The organism is Photobacterium kishitanii (assembly GCF_000613045.3).
Classification (GTDB): Bacteria; Pseudomonadota; Gammaproteobacteria; order Enterobacterales; family Vibrionaceae; genus Photobacterium; species Photobacterium kishitanii.
In genome coordinates, this window is the sequence record NZ_LN794353.1 from 61,209 (window position 1) to 81,724 (window position 20,516).

Below are 20,516 nucleotides of genomic sequence, written 5' to 3' on the forward strand. Positions count from 1 at the left end.
TAATGAGTTCTATCCATGTTTTATTATTATGCGGTGGCGGTAGCGCTGAGCATGAAGTTTCTCTTGTGTCTGCAAACTTTATTGAACAGCAATTAAAAGCGATTGATGGCGTTAGTTATACACGTGTAGAGATGACCAAAAATGAGGGCTGGTTAGATGCAAACCAACATCCTTGCGAATTGAATTTGGATAAAACATTGTCCGTTGTCGGTGAGCAACGTATCTCGATTGATTACGTGATCCCTTGTGTGCATGGTTTTCCCGGCGAAACAGGGGATTTGCAATCATTATTTGATTTAGCAGGTTTACCTTATTTAGGTTGTGGCGCTGAAGCCAGTACAAACTGCTTTAATAAAATCACCACTAAGTTATGGTTTGATGCGTTAAATATTCCAAATACGCCATATGTTTTTCTTAGTGAAAACACTGAAGAAGCTCACCAACAAGCTCAAGCTGCACTGAGTAAGTGGGGGAAGGTATTTGTTAAAGCTGCGTGTCAGGGCTCCTCTGTAGGTTGTTACAGTGTGACTGATACAGAGCAGTTACGCGTTGCCGTTGATAATGCGTTTGGCTATTCAAATCAAGTTCTGATTGAGAAAACAATTAAGCCGCGTGAGCTTGAAGTTGCTGCTTATCAATTTGGTGATCAATTGATTATTACCAAGCCAGGCGAAGTCTCTTGTCCTGATGATAAGTTTTATAGTTACGAAGAAAAATACAGCACTGATAGTTTATCAACAACTCAAGTTGAAGCTCGTAATTTAACCGCAGAACAGGTTGATGCTATTCAGCATTATGCACGTAAGGCTTTTGAGCAAATGAAGCTTAAAGACTTATCTCGAATTGATTTTTTCTTGAGTGAAGATAACGAGATCTTATTAAATGAGATCAATACCTTCCCTGGAATGACACCTATTTCAATGTTCCCTAAAATGCTGGAAAATTACGGTCATAGTTTTACTGATTTTATTGAATTAGCGATCAAAAACGCCGTTAAATAAATATCATAAGCTCCGCGATTATTAAGCCAACCTCTCTTGGTTGGCTTTTTTATGGCTGCTTTTATTTGTTATTTTTGTTAGCGAATTTTTTCAAGGTATTATCACGCTTAGCGCGTTGGCCAATATATTGTGCTGGCATAGCAGGGCTTCGCCAACGACCTTGATGTTGAATTTGATGGACTGATAGCCCGGCATCAGCTAAATCTTGGCTGGCGCCTACTCGTGGTGATTGACCTGAAAATATTACATCAGTAGGGAGATCTAACTCTTGGCTTGCTCGTCTGAAAATACGATAAATAGAGGAATGATCGAGAGGATTATCACCTATATTATTATGTCTATCTATACGTCGAAAAACAAAACCATTATCGATCATCGATAACGTCAACCAACGGTTGATGGCTTGAGAAGCTATATCGCTTAACGCAATTAAATTATCATTGACTGAAAGAGTGATTAAGCCATCTTGTGCGACGTCAATATCATTGATTGCTAACGCTGTCACTTCGGAGCGTTTAAGCATTGCCTCAAAGGTTATTGCCCAAATAGCCATATCACGAACATCTTTTGCTTTGGTTGATAGCATAAAGGAGTCAAGGAGGTCGTGTAAGTGATTATCACGAAAGCCGTAAGCATTGGTATAATCGTCATGCTTATCAAGACGTTGTTTATGCATGGCGAGTTTTATTTCATTACTTAAACAGGGATTAGGTAGTGCATGGCAGCGATGAACCAAACCGATAGTGACAATGTAACGTTTAAGGCTGGCTAATTTACGTGTTTGCGCCATTTTTTCTATATAGCGATGAACAATCTCTGCGGATGCGGGCAGCGGTGAAGAGTTGTGCTGTGAGCAAAACAGTACAAAGCTATTCCAATCATTTTTAAAAGCGACTAGCGTATTCTTAGCGTATTGTTGCTGTGTTAATCGTTGCCAAATAGTTATTGAGTCTGCAATGCTGGAAAAATCCGCAATACTAGCGTTACGTACTATTTCATCTTCAATAACAGTAATCTTCTTTGCCATAATCACACCTAATGCACTATAACTTTATGTTATTTTAATCATAACAATGATCATCGTAAAACAAAAGAATAATCACAAAAAGCTAGCTTAGCTATCCAAGTGTTATTACTATATAGCTAGTTAAGATAATAATTGTTAAATAGTGTGGCGTTTTAATGAGGCAGGGAATAGACAATGAAAAAACGCATTTTTCACCGTGGTTATGTCATTGAAAATAGCACTGGATTAACGTCTGACTGGAAAGCTGTCATTAATGGGCATGCGGTTCAAGGTATGTTAATTAACATTAAAAAAAGCGTGAATTGGTGGTGTGATACTAAAGCTTTTATGCCACCAGAACGGTTTAACATTGCTCGAAAGACGGACGCATTATCATCCAGTTCTGAACATTATCGCGGTATAGTGTTAAAAAATGATAATGGTAAAGCTAATGAATGGTATGCAATAGTACGGGGTCAGTTACTCAAGGGCGATATTATTTCAATTAAAAAGTATTTAGATAAAATTATTGTATCTTAAAAAGCAGTGCCTATAGTTACAGGCACTGCTTTTTTAATTAGTTTAGCAATTAATCATCATCATCACTTTTTGATACGTCAACTAGATATTTTCCGTCAAGCCAGTTACGACCAATCAGTAATTTATACTCTAATTTTTTACGGTCGCGTAGGTTAACTGGGATTGCATGACTCTTACCGTTCCAGATTAAATCCATGACAACAGCATAGCGGCGTTCAACACCTTGAGCGTTGCGTATTTTACTAATTTTAATTATTTTTCCTGTATGTGTTTCTTCTTGTCCTTGTGCATTTGCTGTTTTGAAACTGATCATTTTTCCTAGATTTTCACGCCAGCTTTCTTTGTTATTAGATGGATTATTATTTCCATTAATGACATGTAAATCGTAAGCATTAATAGAAGTTGTATTTGCACCTGTGTCGATACGTGCTTTAAAATCCATGTTAAGATCTTTAACGTGAATAGTTTCAACAGGACCGACAATGTATTTTCCATTACATTCATTGGCTGCGTAGCTCATGGTTGATACTGTTGCAGCTGCAATTAACATGGCAGACATAAAAACTTTTTTCACATAAACTCCTGATATTCTTAGCTCTTCAACATAGATAATAGACTGAGTCGTGGTAACTATGTTCAATTTTATGTAAAAATTATTAAACGGTATCAATCTAGTGGATAAACAGTTGCTTTTCAATTGCTTCAAAACAAGTTTGTGTTTGGTTAAATTGGATTGTATTAAATCCAAGCTTTGAGGCTATTTTAATATTTTCGCTATTATCATCAATAAATAGGCTTTCTTGTGGGCTCAGTTGATAACGCTGACACAACCGTAAGAATATCTCTTGCTCTGGTTTCATTACTAATTCTTTGCCTGAAACTAATCCACCATCAAAAAATGAAATAAAATGATGTTTCTCATAAAGCGTATCAAAAAAAGCGCTACACATATTAGTAAGATAATAAAGAGAATAAGGCTGCTCAGTTAATTGATGAAACAGTATTTCAGTTTGTTGTATTTTTGTTAGGCTTAGTTGGATATGAACTATAAATTCTTCTATACGCTGAGGGGAGATCTGTGTGCGAGCTGAAAATTTGGGGATCACTTCGGCAATAAGCATCGTACCACGATCAAGTGATAGCCAATCAGAGTGTTGAAGGACATCACGCAGTAATATTTCTCGTTCTGGTTGTGATGTGGTGAAGCTATTAACGATTTGGAGTGGGTTCCACTCAAATAGTACTGCACCAAAATCAAAAATCACATTACGAATCATAAGATGTTCCGTTAGAGTACCATTTATTGATAGTATTGCTTCATGAGCATTTCGCAAGATTGATGTGCTAACTTTTAATGGTATTCACACAATCAAGCAACCAAGTGAGATAGATTACACAATGAGTGATAATAACCGTTTAGTTTTCTCAACCGAAACCGGTCGCATCAAAGAAGAAAAAACCCAGCCAGTACGCCCACAAGGTGATGGCATTGTCCGTATTCAACGTCAGACAAAAGGTCGTAAAGGTAAAGGGGTTTGTATCGTTTCAGGGCTTGATGTTGAAGATACCCAGTTGAAATTGATTGCAGCAGAATTGAAAAAAGTATGTGGCTGCGGTGGTTCAGTAAAAGATGGAACAATTGAAATTCAAGGTGATAAGCGTGATGTAATAAAAGCGCATCTTGAAAAGAAAGGTCATACAGTTAAATTAGCTGGCGGCTGATTTATGGAATAGCGTTTTAATGATTTATTATCATTGAACTGTTTAATTAGGCAATAACGTTAAAGTTATTGCCTAAATTTTATTTCTATTCTGGACATCCATCATTAATCATTTGTTGAATATGATCGCCGTAGAAAGCGGCAGCGCCATCCCAATTAGTCGGATCTTCAGGTTGTGGCGGCATCGTCTGGTTTGCGGCATTACGTAAAATATTACAATACCCACCAGATAATGCACCTATTTCATGACAACCAGCACAAGCACCATCACCTAATTCACTATGTGCAGCAGGATTACTCCAGTTTGCTTGTGTAGATATCGGCTGATAACGAACATCAGGGTTGATATTATAATCATCTGAAATATCGAGATTAGTCTCTGGATGGATTAAGAATACATTTTTACCGCGATGGCATCGTGTACAATTCTCTCCTAAAGAATTACCATTTTTTATATCGCTTATCTTAAATGTTAAATCAGTTCCACCTTTTATACGTTGTCCTGTTTCTTTACTCAGGTTATCCCAGAAACATGCCTTGCCTGTGGTTTTACTTTGGCAAATAATGCCGAGCAGTGATATTTCATTAATACCTTCCTCTGGTCTTATATCCCATCGAGGGAGAGCAATGCATGATCCCTGAACTGTCGATGATTCATATGCCCAGACTTCAGTTTTATCATTCTCGAGGAAATCAATGTTTGCAATCCCCCGATACTGCCATAATGTTGATCCCCAGTCGGGTGGAATTGGCACATCATTTTCTCGACAAGTATCAATATAATTATCGGTTTCTTGTGGAGGAATTAAGATTAAATGGCTTAGTAAAGATCGTTGAGAAAGTAAATCAAGGATCCATTGGTAATCTGTTAAACGAGAAATGGGGAACAAGCTATGTGTGTGATGTCTAAATAAACGAAAAGGTGGGAAATATTTATCTTGTAGTTGAGGTTTTATTGAACTGATCATCGCATCTAGTAAAACATTTTGGAAAAGTACTTTTTCAATATCAGTGGGCTGTTTTATATCCGTAAAGTTTGAATGTAACTCTTTAAACATAGCTCGCTGTTCTTCATTCAAATTAGAATTAAGCTCGTTTATTAATCCATCCTGCAATAATAATACCTGATTTTTGTTTATTTTTAGTTCATTGCCACCAGCATCATAAAGTAATCCGTAATAACCATCTGAAATATCAGTTATTTTTAATATTGGTTCTGGTAGTGGTTCTATTTGGGGAAAATCCGTTTCAATGTCATTTGGTATTTCTTTGTTGTCATCAGAGCTATCACCACCACATCCAAAAAAGAATAGTGAAGACAGCACAACCATTAGTGAGCATATTTGCATTATTATTACTCAGTTACTAAATAATCTAAGTAAAAAATTGTAGCCACTTATCACAGAGTTGTTTTTCAGAGTTGAGAATTAGGAAGTATTAGACGGTAAAATGATTATTATGCCCTTAAAATAGATAAACCTTAATAGATATAGTAAATCAAACTCAGATTAAGAATTTTTTCAGTATATCAGTACTAAGATTCATCTTTTTAAGGGATAACAACTGACGACTATTCAGAACATGACGAACACATGCAGTAGTTGTTCATGGTTTTCAAAAAATACAATCCCATTTGATGTCCTAATTCGTAATCGTGATTAAGCGCATTGATATCACTGCCAATAAGCTTAGATTCTAAGACTTTATGCGGATAAATTTCATAAATATTGACATCATCAGGTGGATTATTGATGAAGTTTTCACTTTCATTGTATTTTTGTTCATGTAACAACAACATATCAATTAATGCTGCGGCTTTAGTATGCGTTAGTCCACGCTTGAGTTTTTTAAGCCATTGATGATTTGCTGTCATTCCAACAGGATTGGTACGAATAACAACAATATTTTTGTAACCACGCTCATAAGCTTCTTTGGCTGGAATAGGCTCATGGAGACCACCATCTACCCAGTAATGGTCATCTGAATAAATTGGTTGTCGGTTTAATAGGGGAATGGCACATGAGGCTTTTAATTTTTGGTCCCAATCATTAGCATTAAGATCAAAAAAACCTGCTTTATTATGATCTAGTCCTGATGCTGTTGCTAAAACAGTACGGTTAACCATATTTTTTCGACCAGTATGCCAATCTAATTTTAATTTAGTTTGGGTTTGCTCTATTAACCAATCAAGATTCATGCCACCACGAGCTGTAAATAATTTAGCATAACTAAAAAACTCACGGGTTGTTGTTATTTCAGTAATAACACGATAAGCATGTTTACGTTGTTGACAAATATAAGATGCAATATTTAGAGAGCCTGCGGATGTGCCAATTAATAATGAAAAAGGATTAAAATCATTTTCAAGAAAAGCATCTAAAACACCTGCAGTGAATATTCCTCTTTGGCCACCACCTTCGGTAACTAAAGCGATATCTGTTATATTATTTTTTTTAAAAAATAATGGCTCAATATTATTTTTGCAATAAGAGATATGTTGTCCTCTCATAATATTTATCTCCAACTTATATTTTAATTGTTATGAGAGAAAAAATTCGCTGACATATCATGACTAACATATGCCAGCGATAAATTAAGCCGCACGTGCATTAACTGGAAGATCTGTACCAATTTTAGTTAATGCTATTTGCCATAAACTAATATCACGACAGCGGAATGCACCTGCACAGCTTAATAGGTAGAAACGCCACATTCTGTAGAACGTTGCATCATAATTCTTGTAAATTTTGAACCAGTTTTTTTCGAATCTTTCACACCAAGCCATGAGTGTTAAATCATAATCTGGACCAAAGTTATGTACGTCTTCAATATTAAATTTATTTTCAACTGAGCTGCTCAATTGTGCTAATGATGGAATAACACCATTAGGGAAAATATATTTATTGATCCATGGATCAGTACCATCTTTAGATGTTGGGCTACCAATAGTATGTAATAAGAACTCACCATCATCAGCTAAAAAGCTGTAAGCACATTTGAAATATTCGTCATAATTTGATGGGCCAACATGTTCAATCATACCAATTGATACAACACGATCATAAGGTTGTTCTGGTTTAAACTCACGGTAATCTTGTAAAATGATTTTAACTGGTAATTTCTTTTTATCAGCAATCTCTTGACCTAGCGCCATTTGTTCTTTTGATAGTGTTAGACCGTCACAGATTACACCATATTTAGCAGCAGCATAGTTCATGAAGCTTGCCCAACCACAACCAATATCAAGTAGACGCATCCCTGGTTGTAAATCTAATTTGCGACAAATTAAATCCATTTTATGTTCTTGAGCTTGATCAAGTGTTTTTGCATCTTTCCAATATGCACAAGTATATGCCATACGCTCATCGAGCATATTTACAAATAAATCATTACCGATATCGTAGTGGAAAGGTACATCTTCTTTAACACGGTTTACAGCTTGTGGATTAATTAAGCTTTTTAATTTAGTCACACCATAATTAGCTGCAAACTTAACTTTATCAATACCTGTTAGTTTTTCTTCTATATTACTACGTAGTAATTTACTAATTAAAATATCAATGCGGTCACAGTCCCATAAACGCTCCATATAACCTTCACCGAAAGCGATAGTACCGTCTAATAGAATATTATCAAAAAGTTTGTCATCATTAACAGTAATATCCCATGGGCGAGTACCATTAATTTCGATATCAGCTTGCTTTAATAGATCACGAAATAATTCTTTATTTTTTGGCATAATATACTCGATTTTTTATATTGAAAAGTAGAAGAATAAAACTCATACCTACTTATTTAATAATGAAATACAACTACTAGATGTTTTATATAAAAGTAATATATCAATCATGTGTTTCACTATGAGCGGTATAATAATAGACTTACTAGGTTAATAATATTTTATTCTGTTTAATTACTTATTTAGATATTCTTAACGGAGCATTTAATAATATGCTAAGCGGTAAAAATAATAATATTTATAATCCATTAAAGTGTCTGTTTCAGCACTTCCTCGTTGTGGTAAGTACTATATCGCTTCATTGGATAGCTTAATTTGGAGTATTTGACAAAAAACCATTCAAAACAGACATCTTTGTAAAAATATGAGAAAAAGGCCAAGTTCCAAGTAAAAGGTAGGCTTCTCAAATGCATGGCACTCGGACATAAACTTCACAAAAAGAACTCTCCTCCATTGCAATACATCTTATTTGAATAAGCCTCATTAGCCGATTTTTAGTGATCGCGACTACTATTAAAACAATTGCGCCTGATTAAGGAAGACTGTATGTCCGATGTAAATGTATTTAAGCAACCTAAACCGTTTTATCTCATATTCTCTATAGAGTTTTGGGAACGGTTTGGCTTCTATGGTATGCAAGCCATTCTTACTGTGTACCTTGTTAGCATTCTTGGTATGTCTGAATCAGAGTCATTCACATTATTTGGTGCTTTTTCTGCATTGATTTTTGGTTCTGTGGCAATTGGTGGCTGGGTTGGTGATAAAATCCTTGGTACGAAACGAACCATTACGCTTGGCGCATTTATCCTGACGATTGGTTATTCGTTATTAGGGATCTCTGCGGCGGGTGAATTTGGAGGCAAAGAACTGCTTTATATAGCAATGGGCTTTATTACCATGGGTAATGGCTTATTTAAAGCTAACCCCTCAAGTTTGTTGGCCAAAGTCTATGAAGAAAACGATCCTCGCCTTGATGGTGCTTTTACCATGTATTATATGGCGATCAACCTTGGTTCATTTTTCTCAATGCTATTAAGTCCTTGGATAGCTGAAAAAATGGGTTATGGCATGGCATTTGGTGTCAGTGCGATAGGATTGCTCATCACAATGGTTAACTTCATAGTAATGGGGCGGATTGTTAAAAACATTGGCTCTAAACCCGATATGGTGCCAGTGAATAAACTTCACTATGCGGCAGTTGTGGTTGTCACTATCCTATTGAGCTTTCTCAGCGCTGTGCTACTACAACATCTATTTTATGCTCACGCGATTTTAGTGATTGTTGGTGTCATTATTGTATTTGTTTATTTTAAAGAGGCGTTTAAGTCCAAAGGGCTTGAAAGGGCGAAGATGTTTGTTGCCTTTGTATTAATGTTGCAGGGGGTGGTGTTCTTTGCTTTATATTTCCAAATGCCAACCTCGCTCAACTTTTTTGCCATTCATAATGTCAGTCATGATTTATTTGGATTTAAAGTTGAACCGGAGCAATTTCAAGCGTTAAACCCATTTTGGATCATGGTTGCTAGTCCATTATTGGCCATTCTTTATAATAAACTGGGTGAACGATTTGCAATGCCATTTAAGTTTGCCTTTGGCATGGTGCTATGTAGCTTAGCTTTTTTGATCTTAAAGTACTCAACAGGCTTTGCTAATACCCAAGGGATCATCAACTCAAATTGGTTAGTGGCGAGTTATTTATTGCAGTCAGTGGGCGAGTTATTAGTTTCTGGCTTAGGGCTGGCTATGATTGCGCAGTTAGTGCCACAGCGAATGATGGGTTTTGCGATGGGAATGTGGTTTTTAACTTCTGCAACAGCCGCAATCTTAGCCGGATGGATTGCAAGTTTAACTGCAGCTCCGAAAGGGGTTATAGATTCTAATCAAACTCTGGTTCTATATGCCGAAGTATTTGGCGAAATAGGGTATGTCACTGCGGCTATTGCCGTCTTTACATTAGTTATCGCTCCTAAGTTAACCCGTATTATTCAAGACAAAGAATAAAACAATCAATAGGGAATGGTTAATAACGGCAATCAGTCACATGATTGCCGTTATTGTTTTCTTACTTATTACTTGCTGCTAATACTGCAATAAAGCCATCAATATCTTCAGCTTTGGTTGCAAAGTTAGTTACTAAGCGTGCAACACCATCACCCCAGCGATTAGATAAAAACTCAAATCCATGTTCATGCATGGTTGCAATTGTTATTGGCGACATTTTGCAAAAGACAATATTTGTTTTAGAAGGATGCAGCAGTTCCACACCTTCAATCGTGCTAATACCTTCACGCAGTTTGGTTGCCATTGCATTGGCGTGTTGGGCATTCGTTAGCCATAAATTATTGGTAATATAAGCATCTATTTGCGTTGAGAGGAAGCGCATTTTAGACATTAGATGGCCAGCACGTTTACGGCGATATTCAATTTCATTCTTTAAGCTAGTATCAAAGAGAACAATCACCTCCACACCAAAAGCGCCGTTCTTCGTTGCACCAAAAGAAAGGGCATCAACGCCAGCTTTCCAGGTCATTTCTGCAGGGGTACAACCTAATGCATCGACTGCGTTAGCAAAGCGCGCACCATCCATATGATATTTTAAGTTGTGGCTTTTACACACATCACCAATAGCACGTAGTTCATCAAGAGTATAAACGCTACCAGTTTCTGTTGCTTGAGTAACACTCACTACCGCAGGTTGTACAGTATGAACATCACCAATTTTTAATGTTGCACGCTGGGCAAGTTTTACTGGGTTGATCTTACTATCATCACCATCAATCGTAAGTAGCTTTACGCCATTACTGAAAAACTCTGGAGCACCACATTCATCATTATTAATATGGCTATTTGGATGACAAAGAACTGCTCCCCAAGTAGGAGACATCGCGGCTAAACATAAGCTATTGGCTGCCGTACCCGTTGGCACTAAAACCACTGCAACGTCAGTTTCAAACAACTCGCTCATTTTGCGATCAAGCTGTAACGATAACTCATCATTACCGTAAGGCGTTGCATCGCCAGCGCTAAACTCAATTAAATGCTGCAATATTTGTGGTGAAACACCAGCAATATTGTCACTGGTTAAGCCAAGGGTTTTCTTTGGTGTAGCTAAAGGCGAGTTTGTCATTGTTGTCTCCATACAGATTGAACTATCAATATACTCAATTTAACGCTGATGATAAGGACTTTTATTGTAACGGAAGGTGTAATTCGATGGTTATTGCAGTAAAAATCGATTGTTTCATCCCAACTTAATACCAAACAACATCTAGTTGTATGAAAAGCACGCAACGATTGGTAAGAATACGCTAATACAATAAATTAGAGTAACTAGCATGAAAAGGATAGCAGCATTAGATAGTATACGTGGTTTATTACTTTTATTAATGACAATCAATCACTTAATCTGGGTTAGTGGTGGGTATTCAATCATCCAGAATGTTACATTACAGCCTTTAGGTCAATTTGGGGCAGCAGAGTGTTTTGTGTTTATTTCAGGGCTACTTGCAGGAGTAATCTATAGCCGAGACTCATTAACAAATCAACAGATTACAACGAAAGCATTTCACCGAGCATTCAGTATTTATCGATATCATGTTAGTTGTTTATTAGTTGTCTTTGTGTGGTTTTTTATTGCATCACAGCTATTACCATCAGCGCTGCCAATACTTCAGCAAAGTGCTCATAATGTCATTGAGAGCCCGATTGAAACGTTGCTTGCAAGTGCTGTTCTGGTTAATCAACCAAGCTATTTTGATATTCTTCCACTCTACATTGTATTTATGCTGTTGTTACCATTTCTTGTCAGAGGATATCGAAAGGGGCTAGGGTGGTTAATCATTAGTATCAGCATTGGTATATGGTTTTTTAGTAGCACTATAAATGCGACAGTATTACAGCCTTTGTTTGATATTGTGTTTTCCAACTTTAAGCTCCAACTTAGCTATTTTAATATCTTTGCTTGGCAGTTGTTGTTTGTAAGCAGTTCATTACTTGGCTTTATGTTACAAAATAAAATACTACATTGGCGCCATCCAGTATTAACCGTTCTCGCGGTGATCATCGCTGTAGGCATTTTTGCGGCTCACCATGGCGCATTTGTTAGTTATGGAATTAATCGCTGGGTATTATATTCATATGCAGATAAACCAGAACTAGGCTGGTTGCGAACATTGAATATTGCAGTATGGGTATATCTTATTGCGGTAATTATTCAACGTAATCCGAGTGCACTCCATATTAAAGCATTAAGTTATATTGGCCGTCATTCGTTGCGCGTCTTTAGCTGGCAAATTGTAGTGGTATATTTAAGTGCGCCGTTATTACATAACTTACGGTTAGAACCATATTATATTGTTGTCGTAATAGTTATTTCGACGTCATTATGGTTTGCAGCATGGCTAAGTGAAAAAAAATGGGCAAATAAGACTAAAATCCAACATTGGGTTAGCTATGTAACCGTTATATTTTTAATTGCGATAACAACCAATTACGTTAGTGCTCAAGCTGTTTCTCCATTAACAATTAAAATTTCGAATTTAGTTGATTCTAAAACCCCGATTACCGTTCTAGTTTATGACGAAAAAGATGATTTGAATGGAAGAGCGACAGTTCATTATAAAAAATACTCGCCACAACAAGTTATAGAAGGTATCACTGTAGAATCATTACCTGCAGGAAATTATGCAATATTGGCCTTTCAGGATAAAGATGAGAACTATTATCTAACAAGGAATAATGATGGAATGCCAGTAGAATATTTTGGCCTTTCAAACAATCCAGTTTTACAAGGTTCATTGGTAATGGAACAAATAAAGTTTTCCCATCATAAATCACAAACTCAAACGATTAATTTTTATTAGATATCTATTTTAGTGCTCAGCTCTGGTTATTTATATATAGACTTTATGTAGTAGAAACCCAAAAGCAGCCACGAAATGGCTGCTTTTGTCATTACTCATCCAAGTATGTACGGTTTAGCGATAGAGGCTACTTTTATTATCCCTTTATTATTATGATCTACATGTTAACATTTTGATATTTAAAACTTATACACTTAATAACAAGGCGATTAGAAAGCGTAAACAATACCGAGGCGATAACGTAATTGTCGGTCGTCTGTTGTTGTATTGACTCGAATATCACCAATCTCAGCGTATGGACGGAATTTACCAAAGCCGAAGTAAGTAACCTTCAAATTGTGGAAGTAGTCTGTATCTTTATTATCAAATAATATGTCACCACTTATAGAATGAGTTATGTTGCCTTGATAAGTGAAATCAAATCCATTATCGAATCTATGGCCTAAGAATACATCAAATGCTTGATTTCGATGTGTATTTTTACTTGTGACAATTTGCTTGTATCGAGCCTGTAGACGGATTTTGTTATCTGTTGCGTAGTTGAAACGAAGAGATGGAATATACAGGTTATTTTCATTAGTGTTAATTGAATAAGCAAAACCAGGAACAATAACTATATTAGGGCTAATACGTGCAAGGTTATAAAGGCCTAGCTCGTAAGTACCAACTTTCTGATCACTCCATATTTCGTTTTCTGTTCCCCCTGAAACATAAGCGATTGTTTCAAGTAGCCATGATCCTTGCTGCAAGTTTACTTGGAATTTGTTGTTATGAGCACCAGTCCCATCGCGGTATTCTTGGCGAATATTAAAGGTACCTTTAGTTGGTAAATCCCAGAAAGATGTTTCTTGTTTTTCTTCTGCTACGACCGGCGCATTACATGCCATTCCCAAAGCTAATACTATTAACTTGACCTTCATTTATCTTCCTATACGTAAATAGTGTAAGTTTATGAAAATTAATTTATACAAATTAAAGGTGATTGAAACCGCTGGTGCAAATATTAATAGCAAAAATTCAATCTTACAATGCCAAATAATACGTAATTGTCACAATTATGAATAAATTTGGTATCTATTTTTGTGTATAAAGTAAACGATAATGTCGTGTGTTAATTAATTTAAGGCTAAAATATGTTTAAATCTCCAGTTTTCAAGGTAACGTTACTAGCAACGGCTATTGTAGGAGCTATCACGACCCCTTTTCTTTCATTTGCTTCCGATTACAATCCCCCGAATGTTGTTCTAATATTGGTTGATGATATGGGGTTTGATTTAGGAACCTATGGGCATCCAGTAAATAAGACACCAGTATTAGACGGATTAGCTAATACAGGGCAGAAGTGGAATAGTTTTTATGTTGCAAGTGGTGTTTGCTCTCCTAGCCGAGGAGCTTTATTAACAGGTCGTCATCCAGTAACTACAGGGATGTATGGTAAGAACTCTTTTGTCTCTCCTGAAAATGATCCTTATGGTTTCCCAAATACTGAAATATCATTAGCTAAGGGGTTACAAGATCTTGGTTATGAGACAGGTATTGTTGGTAAGTGGCATTTAGGTGATACAGAGAAAGCTATCCCGACGAAACATGGCTTTGATTATTGGTATGGCATCACTATGTCAAATGATGCTTACAAGACCTATACACTTGATTTAGTTCAATCGGAACAGGCACGTATCAGTGGAGATAAGGAAGCTTTATCTGAGCGTAACCGTAAAGTTAAAGATGCTAACCACAATCCTAAAGAAGAGTATTGGGATCAACCTATCTATGAAGGTTACGCACATACAAAACTACGAGTAGTTCAATCACCGGCTATTCAGCGTGATCTAACAAAGAATTTTGTAACTAAGTCGATGGAATTTATTACTAAGAATAAGAACAACGCTTTCTTCTTGTATGTTCCACTCACTAACCCACATGCGCCATTATTCCCCGGTCAAGGTTTCGAAGGTACTACTGATGGTGGGCCTTATGGGGATTCAATTGCTGAGCTTGATTATTCTGTAGGTGAAATTGTTAAGCATTTAGAAAAAGAAAATCTACGAGATAACACTCTTATTATTTTCTTAAGTGATAACGGTCCTTGGTTACCATATCAAGATAAAGCTGGGAATAATGGTTTCTTCCATAGCTCTAAAGGGTCAACCTATGAAGGGGGAGTACGCGTTCCAGCAATATTTAATTGGCCTGGCCAGATCGAAAGTAAAGTGGTTTATGACATTGGTAATGCTATGGATATTTATCCTACTGTAATAAACCTTGCTGGAGGTGAGTTATCAAAAGATCGCGATTACCATGGATTTGATATAACTAATACTTTGCTTGATGGCGAGAAAACAAGTCGTGATTTTAATGCTTACTATTTTAAGGGGGAGTTAAAAGCGTATCGTAAGGGGAGCTATAAACTTCATTTTGATACGGTGAACTTTTTAAATCCACAACCTTATGAAAAGAATAATATTCGTTTGTTCAATATTAATATCGATACGAAAGAGCAATGGGATATTTCTGATAAATACCCTGAAATTGTAGCTGATCTAACAAAAGAGGCAAAAGCTTATGATAGTAAAATTCATAAAGCTGAGCCTATGTTCGATAGGTACATATTTGAAGTGATAGCACGTGAAGAGGCAGCAGCGAAAGCTAATAAGACGTAAGATTATTTAACAATAAGACTCGCTAAATTAGCGAGTCTTAGAAAGCAAAAATGAGGCTATATTTTGCTGTTTAGAGAGAAAGTTGAGTACTGACGGCTCTTGGGTAAAAGTAATAGTTAATTAAGAAGTTTGTTCTACATAGTATTAGGAGTCACTGATTTATATTTAGTTAACGATGTTTGATTTTGTGAATAAGCAGATATAATCAGGTGAATTCAGCTTAAAATTAAAAGAATCCAATATGTTAAATTTCGATTTTGCAGACAATAAAAAATTACGATTTCATCAAACTGATCAGCTACCCGTTTTTAAAGGAAACTCTGAGCTTTACTTCATGGTAATAGATCAGGACAGTTTTAATATTGCATCTTATGACTGTGATGTTTTAGGTATGAATAACCTTCATCATTGTCTTAGTCGGTTGTGTGAAGATTCTGGTGATAATGTAATGATTTTAGCTAATTGGAAAGGTCAGTATCAGGCTCATACATTTGTTTGCTGTAGAGAAATACTGCAAAAAATGTTAAAAAACGCTTTAGGTGAAAGCTTTTTAGATGAGCTATGTAGTGGATTAGCATATTAAGATAATCCTATATTAATTTCCCTAATTCGTCAGGAATTGCTACATGAATACGGCTAACGGATAGCTCTGATTTCTTTTCAAATATTCACAAAAAAAGGTCGCAAAAGCGACCTTTTGAAGTTATAAATTATTGGCGAACCCATCGACCATTCATGTAATGATATTCAATACGATTTCCGTAAGTTAAAATATCTTCTGTTCCATTATAAAAAATATGCGAGTTCCATCCGGCCCAAGATTCAAAGATAATTACCTTGCCATCTTGGTTGCTTTCCGGAAGATGGAAGTCTCTCATCCAAGATCCATTGGCGGTATGTATCGAGACTTTGCTGTATTTATCAACCAAATCAGCAAAGACGTTATGTAAATTTGATAGCTCTCCCTGACCTGATACTGATTTAATGAAGCTATCTAATACAACTGTTGCCATTTGGTCTGATTCGTTGGAATAGAAAGAGACATATATATCTGTATTTGGGACTTCATTGAACTTCAGGAATACCTTATCTGAGTCTGTCTGTCGAATGGTTGCTGTAATGTTTTGAGTAGATAAGAGTCTAACTTTGAGATTATTGATATCACCAACAGAATGAATTTCAAAAGCAAATTCAAGAGGGCTTATTTTTTCTTTCGTGACCACAAGGTTGGAAGCGACGTATTTATCTCCTAGATTAAGGCGGTAGTCAAAATACGATTTATTTCCGAATAAATCATCAATCCCTTGGTAAGATGCCCAACCCGAGTTGTGAGAAAAACCTAGGTTATGATAATACTCATGCGCGAATGCTTGTTCAGCGTCTACCGCACTCCATTGATCATTACTTAACATGTTTTTCATTAAGTTCGGGCTCATCCAGAGCGTTTGGTATGATGATTTATTACTTTTAATCATCTCTTTTCCTGGTGAGGTGGCTAATCCCCAAACTGTAGGATCTATCCAAAAGGTTGAAGTCATTCCAGATAAAGACTGTGCGAAGTACATATCTGTTGCGTAATCCATACTGGATTCTGCGTAATTTTTACACTCAGAGTAACCGTCATTAATTTCACATTTTAAGGCTACTTGCGCTATAATTTCTGACATTGTATTTGGTGCATTTAGCCAATATTTTTCATACATATGTAGTCGTTCAACCGAGTTTCGTTCTTCTTCATTGGCATTTCTTGAGTTTTCTCTAGGTGGAAATTGATTTAATAAGTCAAATCGGTTGTTTGCTATGCCAGTCATGTGGATTATTTTTGCATTGGCCCATTCAATACCTATGAGCCCTGATGTGTATTCTGGGATGGAAGTCTCGAAGTTAAGACGCCGAATTTCACCTTCTCGCTCTATATAAATATCATTAATAGTGTACGGTGTGTTGTTAAAGAAAATACCTTCACTATCTATGTTCATATTTCTGAGGTCAGAAACAGCAGTTTTTTCAGTATTCGTAATGACTGTAGGGGTTATATTTAATGATGTAATATTTTGAATTTGTGTGTTGTGCAGTGCTACATCATGCATTCCCTTATTTTGTAAAGTAGTCAGATAACCAGTTTTAATATTTGTGTTTACCCATGTATCACCGTCCCAAACGAAGGTCGATGTACTATTATTTGGAATTAAGTGATCTTTAGTTAGATATCTTGCATAAGTTTCCCACCCAGAGCTTCGTTGTATTCTTACAGTGGCACCCACATTTGCATTGTTAGGAAGATAAACATGCCGGGCCCATCGACCATTTTGAATATAAACAATAATATTCATTGAATCATTCGGAAGAATAAGATCTTGTCCTTCGATAGGATAAATTTCAACTAAGCTATTGTTATTAATAGAATAATTAATCGTTGAAGATTTATTTAAAACATTACTTTCTTCGTATCCATTTAATTTAGAAGTAACAATATCAGTTTTATTCGGATCCTCGTTAGCAAATACGAATGGAGATAAAGAAGCTAACAATGGAAGAGTGATAATGTGAAATAAACAGTTGTTTTTCATAATGACACCTCTAATATGAAATAAAGTTCATACAAGATGTTACAGTATAAAATATGACAAGTTGTGACATAAATAACTAAACATAAATGTATATGTATCAATTTAGAAACAGTAAGATCAAAAAATTAGCAATTTACTATGTAAATATAAGATTAATTACGGGTATTTGTTGTTGAAAGATGCTTCGTTTTTTACTGCGGTAGTTTTCTTAAAATAGAGACGGGTAGTGATGCTATTTGACCTGTTGATTTAAGCATGGTCGTCAATTAGTAATGTTGATCGCTTTGGCAACTTGTGTTTAATAACTCCAAGTACCAATTCAAAGTTAAGTAACTATGCGCCAGCAGAAAAGAAAAAGTATTACGCTGCAAATAAAGATCGCACAGAAAGCTTAAAGCAAACCTTGATGATGAGTTATGACTCTTGGTTCTAAGATCAAGATTGACTTAATAATATCGATAACCATGAAAGCATAATGATCGGTATTTTGTATCAACGATTATCTAACTAGGTTTAATAATTACATGTTTCATAGAGTATCCAGATACAGAATGTATCAAGGATACTCTACGAAACAATGATAATTATGTACTTTATGGTAAATAGCTAATACTGTTAAATACACTCAATCTAATAACGAGAGAGTGTATTTGTAGGTCTAATAAATCAATGAGTTAATTTAATATCTATAAGTATCGATATCTTGATACTCTATTTAACTTCTAAACGGTGAGCATTACTTCATGTGTGTTTGAGTAATAGAAAAGCGCGTAAATAGGGCATTGAACTTAATATTCGAAAAGAATAACTTCATGAAGTTAATAAAAACACATGATAACGAGCAAGTTTTACTATAAAAATATCATTTTATCACCTATCAACTTCATGAAGTTGATTAAAGTTTAAAGGTGGATATTTAAATGATGTTGTAGTAGCTAATAAAACATCTATATCACTTCTTGGCCTTAAGTATGATAGCCTTACTTTGATCGTGACATAACTACAAAAGTTATTAGGTAAACTCATCGAAATGAACGCTAATGCATTTAAAAAAACTTGAAGAGATTGATGTTAGCTTCAATGACTATGAAGTAGGTCTTGAACGATATGTCAGGTGTACTTGGGCTTTGCATATATATAGGCATCATGTGTTCCATGCAAATCTGTCAGATTCATTTATTCTTGATATCAGCCGAATTAATGAATCTTTGGGAATATCGGTTAAGACTATAGATTTGAACGAATACAAAGACAACTTCAGGTCGTCTGAATCTCTAAATAAACTTATTGAGGTAAATGAATACCCTCGATGGATTTGGTTCTTCGGTATTGAAGCATTAAAGGATTCAAACTTTTCAGGTTGGCTACGTAGCCGTTTAACTATCCGATCGATAGAGAACTTGCGAGTTATTTTTGTTGCTGAATCTCGTGATGACTTTCTAGAAATTTTCTGTGATCGCAGAGTGCCTTTTTATCAATCAACGATATTGTTGCAAACAGATAAAGGCAATTAAAATAACGGTAGTTCTTGATCTTCAAAAGAGTTGGATATTTTGTCCAGAGAAGTTTTGAGATGTTGATGCATCTACCTAGCTTACGACGAATCGCTTGGTGATCACACTCCTCAGTTCTACTACTCTAAAACGTTTGTGCCCCATTATGCGTTAGACCTTTTACTCATTCATATCTTGTTAATGTGAATTTGCACTATAAAAAGTTATGCGAATTTCGGTCATTTAGGAATTATGCACCTCTTAGCAGCTTAGTTCCCTTGCATTGTTGATAAGATATTGATTTGTAATTGAGTCAGTAAGTGAAAGACGGCATTATGTGTGAGTTAAAGGCGACTTTTAGCCGTCTAATTAGCGTTATATGTTAGGAGGTATACTTGGACAAAATCTTTATTTCACAATTAGTTGATAGTGATCGAAGTGCTGTGTTTGACTTACTGCAAAACGAGCATGCTATGAGGTTTTTGGGACCGAGAAGGCCTTTGACTGATGCAGAAGCTGAGGTTTGGTTTGCTAACGAGCAACAGGCAGAAACTAGGTTTGCGTTCAGGTCTGTTGAAACTAACGAAATTGTTGGGTTTTGTGGAATTACGCTACTTGATGATGAACTAGACTTTGGGTATTTTATTCGTCAGAAGTTTTGGGGGCAAGGGCTAGCGCCTCTAATGTGCAAGTCAGCAATATTTAAACTGGCTCAATCCATCGACTTAACTCAAGTTAAAGTTTTCATAGCTTCAGATAATACGGGTAGCCAAAAAGTGGCGTATAAACTTGGGTGGCAAATAAAGTGCGTAGCTGAGAACGAATTTGAGTCAGGGCATTTTTATCATATCCACACATAACAAACAATTAAAGAGTGATTCGGCACGCGTGGTATTTTTACTATGCGTCAGTTTAAGTGATTAA

General features: G+C 35.9%; 19 protein-coding genes. 10 read left to right on the forward strand and 9 right to left on the reverse strand.

The window, feature by feature from the left end; translation table 11 throughout:
- Positions 1-2 precede the first annotated feature (2 nt).
- Positions 3-1,001 carry a D-alanine--D-alanine ligase gene (locus PPBDW_RS15525; protein WP_036790060.1) on the forward strand — a complete coding sequence of 333 codons (999 nt, stop codon included), beginning with the start codon at positions 3-5 and terminating at the stop codon, positions 999-1,001.
- A 61-nt stretch (positions 1,002-1,062) separates the two neighbouring features.
- Here the strand turns inward: PPBDW_RS15525 and PPBDW_RS15530 are convergent, their stop codons facing one another.
- Positions 1,063-2,028, reverse strand: a complete 966-nt coding sequence (locus tag PPBDW_RS15530) for a tyrosine-type recombinase/integrase (protein WP_036790063.1) — start codon at positions 2,026-2,028, stop codon at positions 1,063-1,065.
- A gap of 174 nt (positions 2,029-2,202) precedes the next feature.
- On the opposite strand from PPBDW_RS15530, the gene PPBDW_RS15535 reads away from it, so the two are divergent.
- Entirely contained in the window at positions 2,203-2,547 is a 345-nt protein-coding gene (locus PPBDW_RS15535; protein WP_036790065.1) for a DUF3319 domain-containing protein, read from the forward strand.
- A gap of 49 nt (positions 2,548-2,596) precedes the next feature.
- Here the strand turns inward: PPBDW_RS15535 and PPBDW_RS15540 are convergent, their stop codons facing one another.
- Positions 2,597-3,121 (reverse strand): putative ATP-dependent zinc protease, encoded by a 525-nt coding sequence (locus tag PPBDW_RS15540; RefSeq protein WP_036790069.1) that lies wholly within the window; start codon positions 3,119-3,121, stop codon positions 2,597-2,599.
- A 97-nt stretch (positions 3,122-3,218) separates the two neighbouring features.
- Entirely contained in the window at positions 3,219-3,824 is a 606-nt protein-coding gene (locus PPBDW_RS15545; protein WP_036790072.1) for an HAD family hydrolase, read from the reverse strand.
- Between the two features lie 121 nt (positions 3,825-3,945).
- On the opposite strand from PPBDW_RS15545, the gene yciH reads away from it, so the two are divergent.
- On the forward strand, positions 3,946-4,269 hold the full coding sequence (gene yciH / locus PPBDW_RS15550; protein WP_036790074.1) for a stress response translation initiation inhibitor YciH: 324 nt from the start codon (positions 3,946-3,948) through the stop codon (positions 4,267-4,269).
- A gap of 85 nt (positions 4,270-4,354) precedes the next feature.
- On the opposite strand, the gene PPBDW_RS15555 is transcribed toward yciH, so the two are convergent.
- The 3 genes from PPBDW_RS15555 to cfa all read right to left on the reverse strand — a co-directional run bounded on the left by PPBDW_RS15555 (position 4,355) and on the right by cfa (position 8,007).
- Positions 4,355-5,617, reverse strand: a complete 1,263-nt coding sequence (locus tag PPBDW_RS15555; RefSeq protein WP_036790077.1) for a hypothetical protein — start codon at positions 5,615-5,617, stop codon at positions 4,355-4,357.
- Positions 5,618-5,838: 221 nt separating this feature from the next.
- Positions 5,839-6,777: a patatin-like phospholipase family protein gene (locus tag PPBDW_RS15560; protein ID WP_036790080.1), complete on the reverse strand. Its 939-nt coding sequence runs from the start codon at positions 6,775-6,777 to the stop codon at positions 5,839-5,841.
- Between the two features lie 84 nt (positions 6,778-6,861).
- Positions 6,862-8,007, reverse strand: coding sequence for a cyclopropane fatty acyl phospholipid synthase (cfa, locus tag PPBDW_RS15565; protein WP_036790083.1), 1,146 nt, complete (start codon positions 8,005-8,007; stop codon positions 6,862-6,864).
- Positions 8,008-8,553: 546 nt separating this feature from the next.
- Between cfa and dtpA the strand changes: the two genes are divergently transcribed.
- Positions 8,554-10,008, forward strand: coding sequence for a dipeptide/tripeptide permease DtpA (gene dtpA, locus PPBDW_RS15570; RefSeq protein WP_036790086.1), 1,455 nt, complete (start codon positions 8,554-8,556; stop codon positions 10,006-10,008).
- Positions 10,009-10,069: 61 nt separating this feature from the next.
- Here dtpA and PPBDW_RS15575 read toward each other — a convergent pair whose 3' ends face one another.
- Entirely contained in the window at positions 10,070-11,134 is a 1,065-nt protein-coding gene (locus PPBDW_RS15575) for a threonine aldolase family protein (RefSeq protein WP_054262120.1), read from the reverse strand.
- Between the two features lie 208 nt (positions 11,135-11,342).
- On the opposite strand from PPBDW_RS15575, the gene opgC reads away from it, so the two are divergent.
- A complete protein-coding gene (gene opgC / locus PPBDW_RS15580; protein ID WP_036790091.1) occupies positions 11,343-12,869 on the forward strand; it encodes an OpgC domain-containing protein in 1,527 nt (508 codons plus the stop codon).
- Between the two features lie 209 nt (positions 12,870-13,078).
- Here the strand turns inward: opgC and PPBDW_RS15585 are convergent, their stop codons facing one another.
- A complete protein-coding gene (locus PPBDW_RS15585; RefSeq protein ID WP_036790093.1) occupies positions 13,079-13,789 on the reverse strand; it encodes an oligogalacturonate-specific porin KdgM family protein in 711 nt (236 codons plus the stop codon).
- 213 nt (positions 13,790-14,002) lie between these two features.
- Between PPBDW_RS15585 and PPBDW_RS15590 the strand changes: the two genes are divergently transcribed.
- Both PPBDW_RS15590 and PPBDW_RS15595 read left to right on the forward strand, forming a co-directional pair.
- On the forward strand, positions 14,003-15,529 hold the full coding sequence (locus PPBDW_RS15590) for a sulfatase-like hydrolase/transferase (RefSeq protein ID WP_054262121.1): 1,527 nt from the start codon (positions 14,003-14,005) through the stop codon (positions 15,527-15,529).
- Positions 15,530-15,770: 241 nt separating this feature from the next.
- Positions 15,771-16,112, forward strand: a complete 342-nt coding sequence (locus PPBDW_RS15595) for a hypothetical protein (protein ID WP_036790096.1) — start codon at positions 15,771-15,773, stop codon at positions 16,110-16,112.
- Between the two features lie 127 nt (positions 16,113-16,239).
- Here the strand turns inward: PPBDW_RS15595 and PPBDW_RS15600 are convergent, their stop codons facing one another.
- Positions 16,240-18,099, reverse strand: coding sequence for a hypothetical protein (locus tag PPBDW_RS15600; protein ID WP_054262122.1), 1,860 nt, complete (start codon positions 18,097-18,099; stop codon positions 16,240-16,242).
- A 265-nt stretch (positions 18,100-18,364) separates the two neighbouring features.
- Between PPBDW_RS15600 and PPBDW_RS15605 the strand changes: the two genes are divergently transcribed.
- The 3 genes from PPBDW_RS15605 to PPBDW_RS15615 all read left to right on the forward strand — a co-directional run bounded on the left by PPBDW_RS15605 (position 18,365) and on the right by PPBDW_RS15615 (position 20,452).
- Positions 18,365-18,532, forward strand: a complete 168-nt coding sequence (locus tag PPBDW_RS15605; protein WP_107188685.1) for a GmrSD restriction endonuclease domain-containing protein — start codon at positions 18,365-18,367, stop codon at positions 18,530-18,532.
- 715 nt (positions 18,533-19,247) lie between these two features.
- Positions 19,248-19,613, forward strand: coding sequence for a hypothetical protein (locus PPBDW_RS15610; protein ID WP_243423024.1), 366 nt, complete (start codon positions 19,248-19,250; stop codon positions 19,611-19,613).
- Positions 19,614-19,987: 374 nt separating this feature from the next.
- Complete coding sequence (locus PPBDW_RS15615; protein WP_036790102.1) at positions 19,988-20,452, forward strand: GNAT family N-acetyltransferase; 465 nt, start codon at positions 19,988-19,990, stop codon at positions 20,450-20,452.
- The last annotated feature ends 64 nt before the right edge of the window (positions 20,453-20,516 follow it).

Bases quoted from the DNA above. Each gene is read 5' to 3' on its own strand.
- PPBDW_RS15545 (WP_036790072.1), bottom strand. From the start codon at position 3,824: ATGATTCGTAATGTGATTTTTGATTTTGGTGCAGTACTATTTGAGTGG.
- cfa (WP_036790083.1), bottom strand. From the start codon at position 8,007: ATGCCAAAAAATAAAGAATTATTTCGTGATCTATTAAAGCAAGCTGAT.
- PPBDW_RS15535 (WP_036790065.1), top strand. From the start codon at position 2,203: ATGAAAAAACGCATTTTTCACCGTGGTTATGTCATTGAAAATAGCACT.
- PPBDW_RS15525 (WP_036790060.1), top strand. From the start codon at position 3: ATGAGTTCTATCCATGTTTTATTATTATGCGGTGGCGGTAGCGCTGAG.
- PPBDW_RS15555 (WP_036790077.1), bottom strand. From the start codon at position 5,617: ATGCAAATATGCTCACTAATGGTTGTGCTGTCTTCACTATTCTTTTTT.
- dtpA (WP_036790086.1), top strand. From the start codon at position 8,554: ATGTCCGATGTAAATGTATTTAAGCAACCTAAACCGTTTTATCTCATA.
- PPBDW_RS15585 (WP_036790093.1), bottom strand. From the start codon at position 13,789: ATGAAGGTCAAGTTAATAGTATTAGCTTTGGGAATGGCATGTAATGCG.
- PPBDW_RS15600 (WP_054262122.1), bottom strand. From the start codon at position 18,099: ATGAAAAACAACTGTTTATTTCACATTATCACTCTTCCATTGTTAGCT.
- yciH (WP_036790074.1), top strand. From the start codon at position 3,946: ATGAGTGATAATAACCGTTTAGTTTTCTCAACCGAAACCGGTCGCATC.
- opgC (WP_036790091.1), top strand. From the start codon at position 11,343: ATGAAAAGGATAGCAGCATTAGATAGTATACGTGGTTTATTACTTTTA.
- PPBDW_RS15590 (WP_054262121.1), top strand. From the start codon at position 14,003: ATGTTTAAATCTCCAGTTTTCAAGGTAACGTTACTAGCAACGGCTATT.
- PPBDW_RS15595 (WP_036790096.1), top strand. From the start codon at position 15,771: ATGTTAAATTTCGATTTTGCAGACAATAAAAAATTACGATTTCATCAA.
- PPBDW_RS15530 (WP_036790063.1), bottom strand. From the start codon at position 2,028: ATGGCAAAGAAGATTACTGTTATTGAAGATGAAATAGTACGTAACGCT.
- PPBDW_RS15560 (WP_036790080.1), bottom strand. From the start codon at position 6,777: ATGAGAGGACAACATATCTCTTATTGCAAAAATAATATTGAGCCATTA.
- PPBDW_RS15575 (WP_054262120.1), bottom strand. From the start codon at position 11,134: ATGACAAACTCGCCTTTAGCTACACCAAAGAAAACCCTTGGCTTAACC.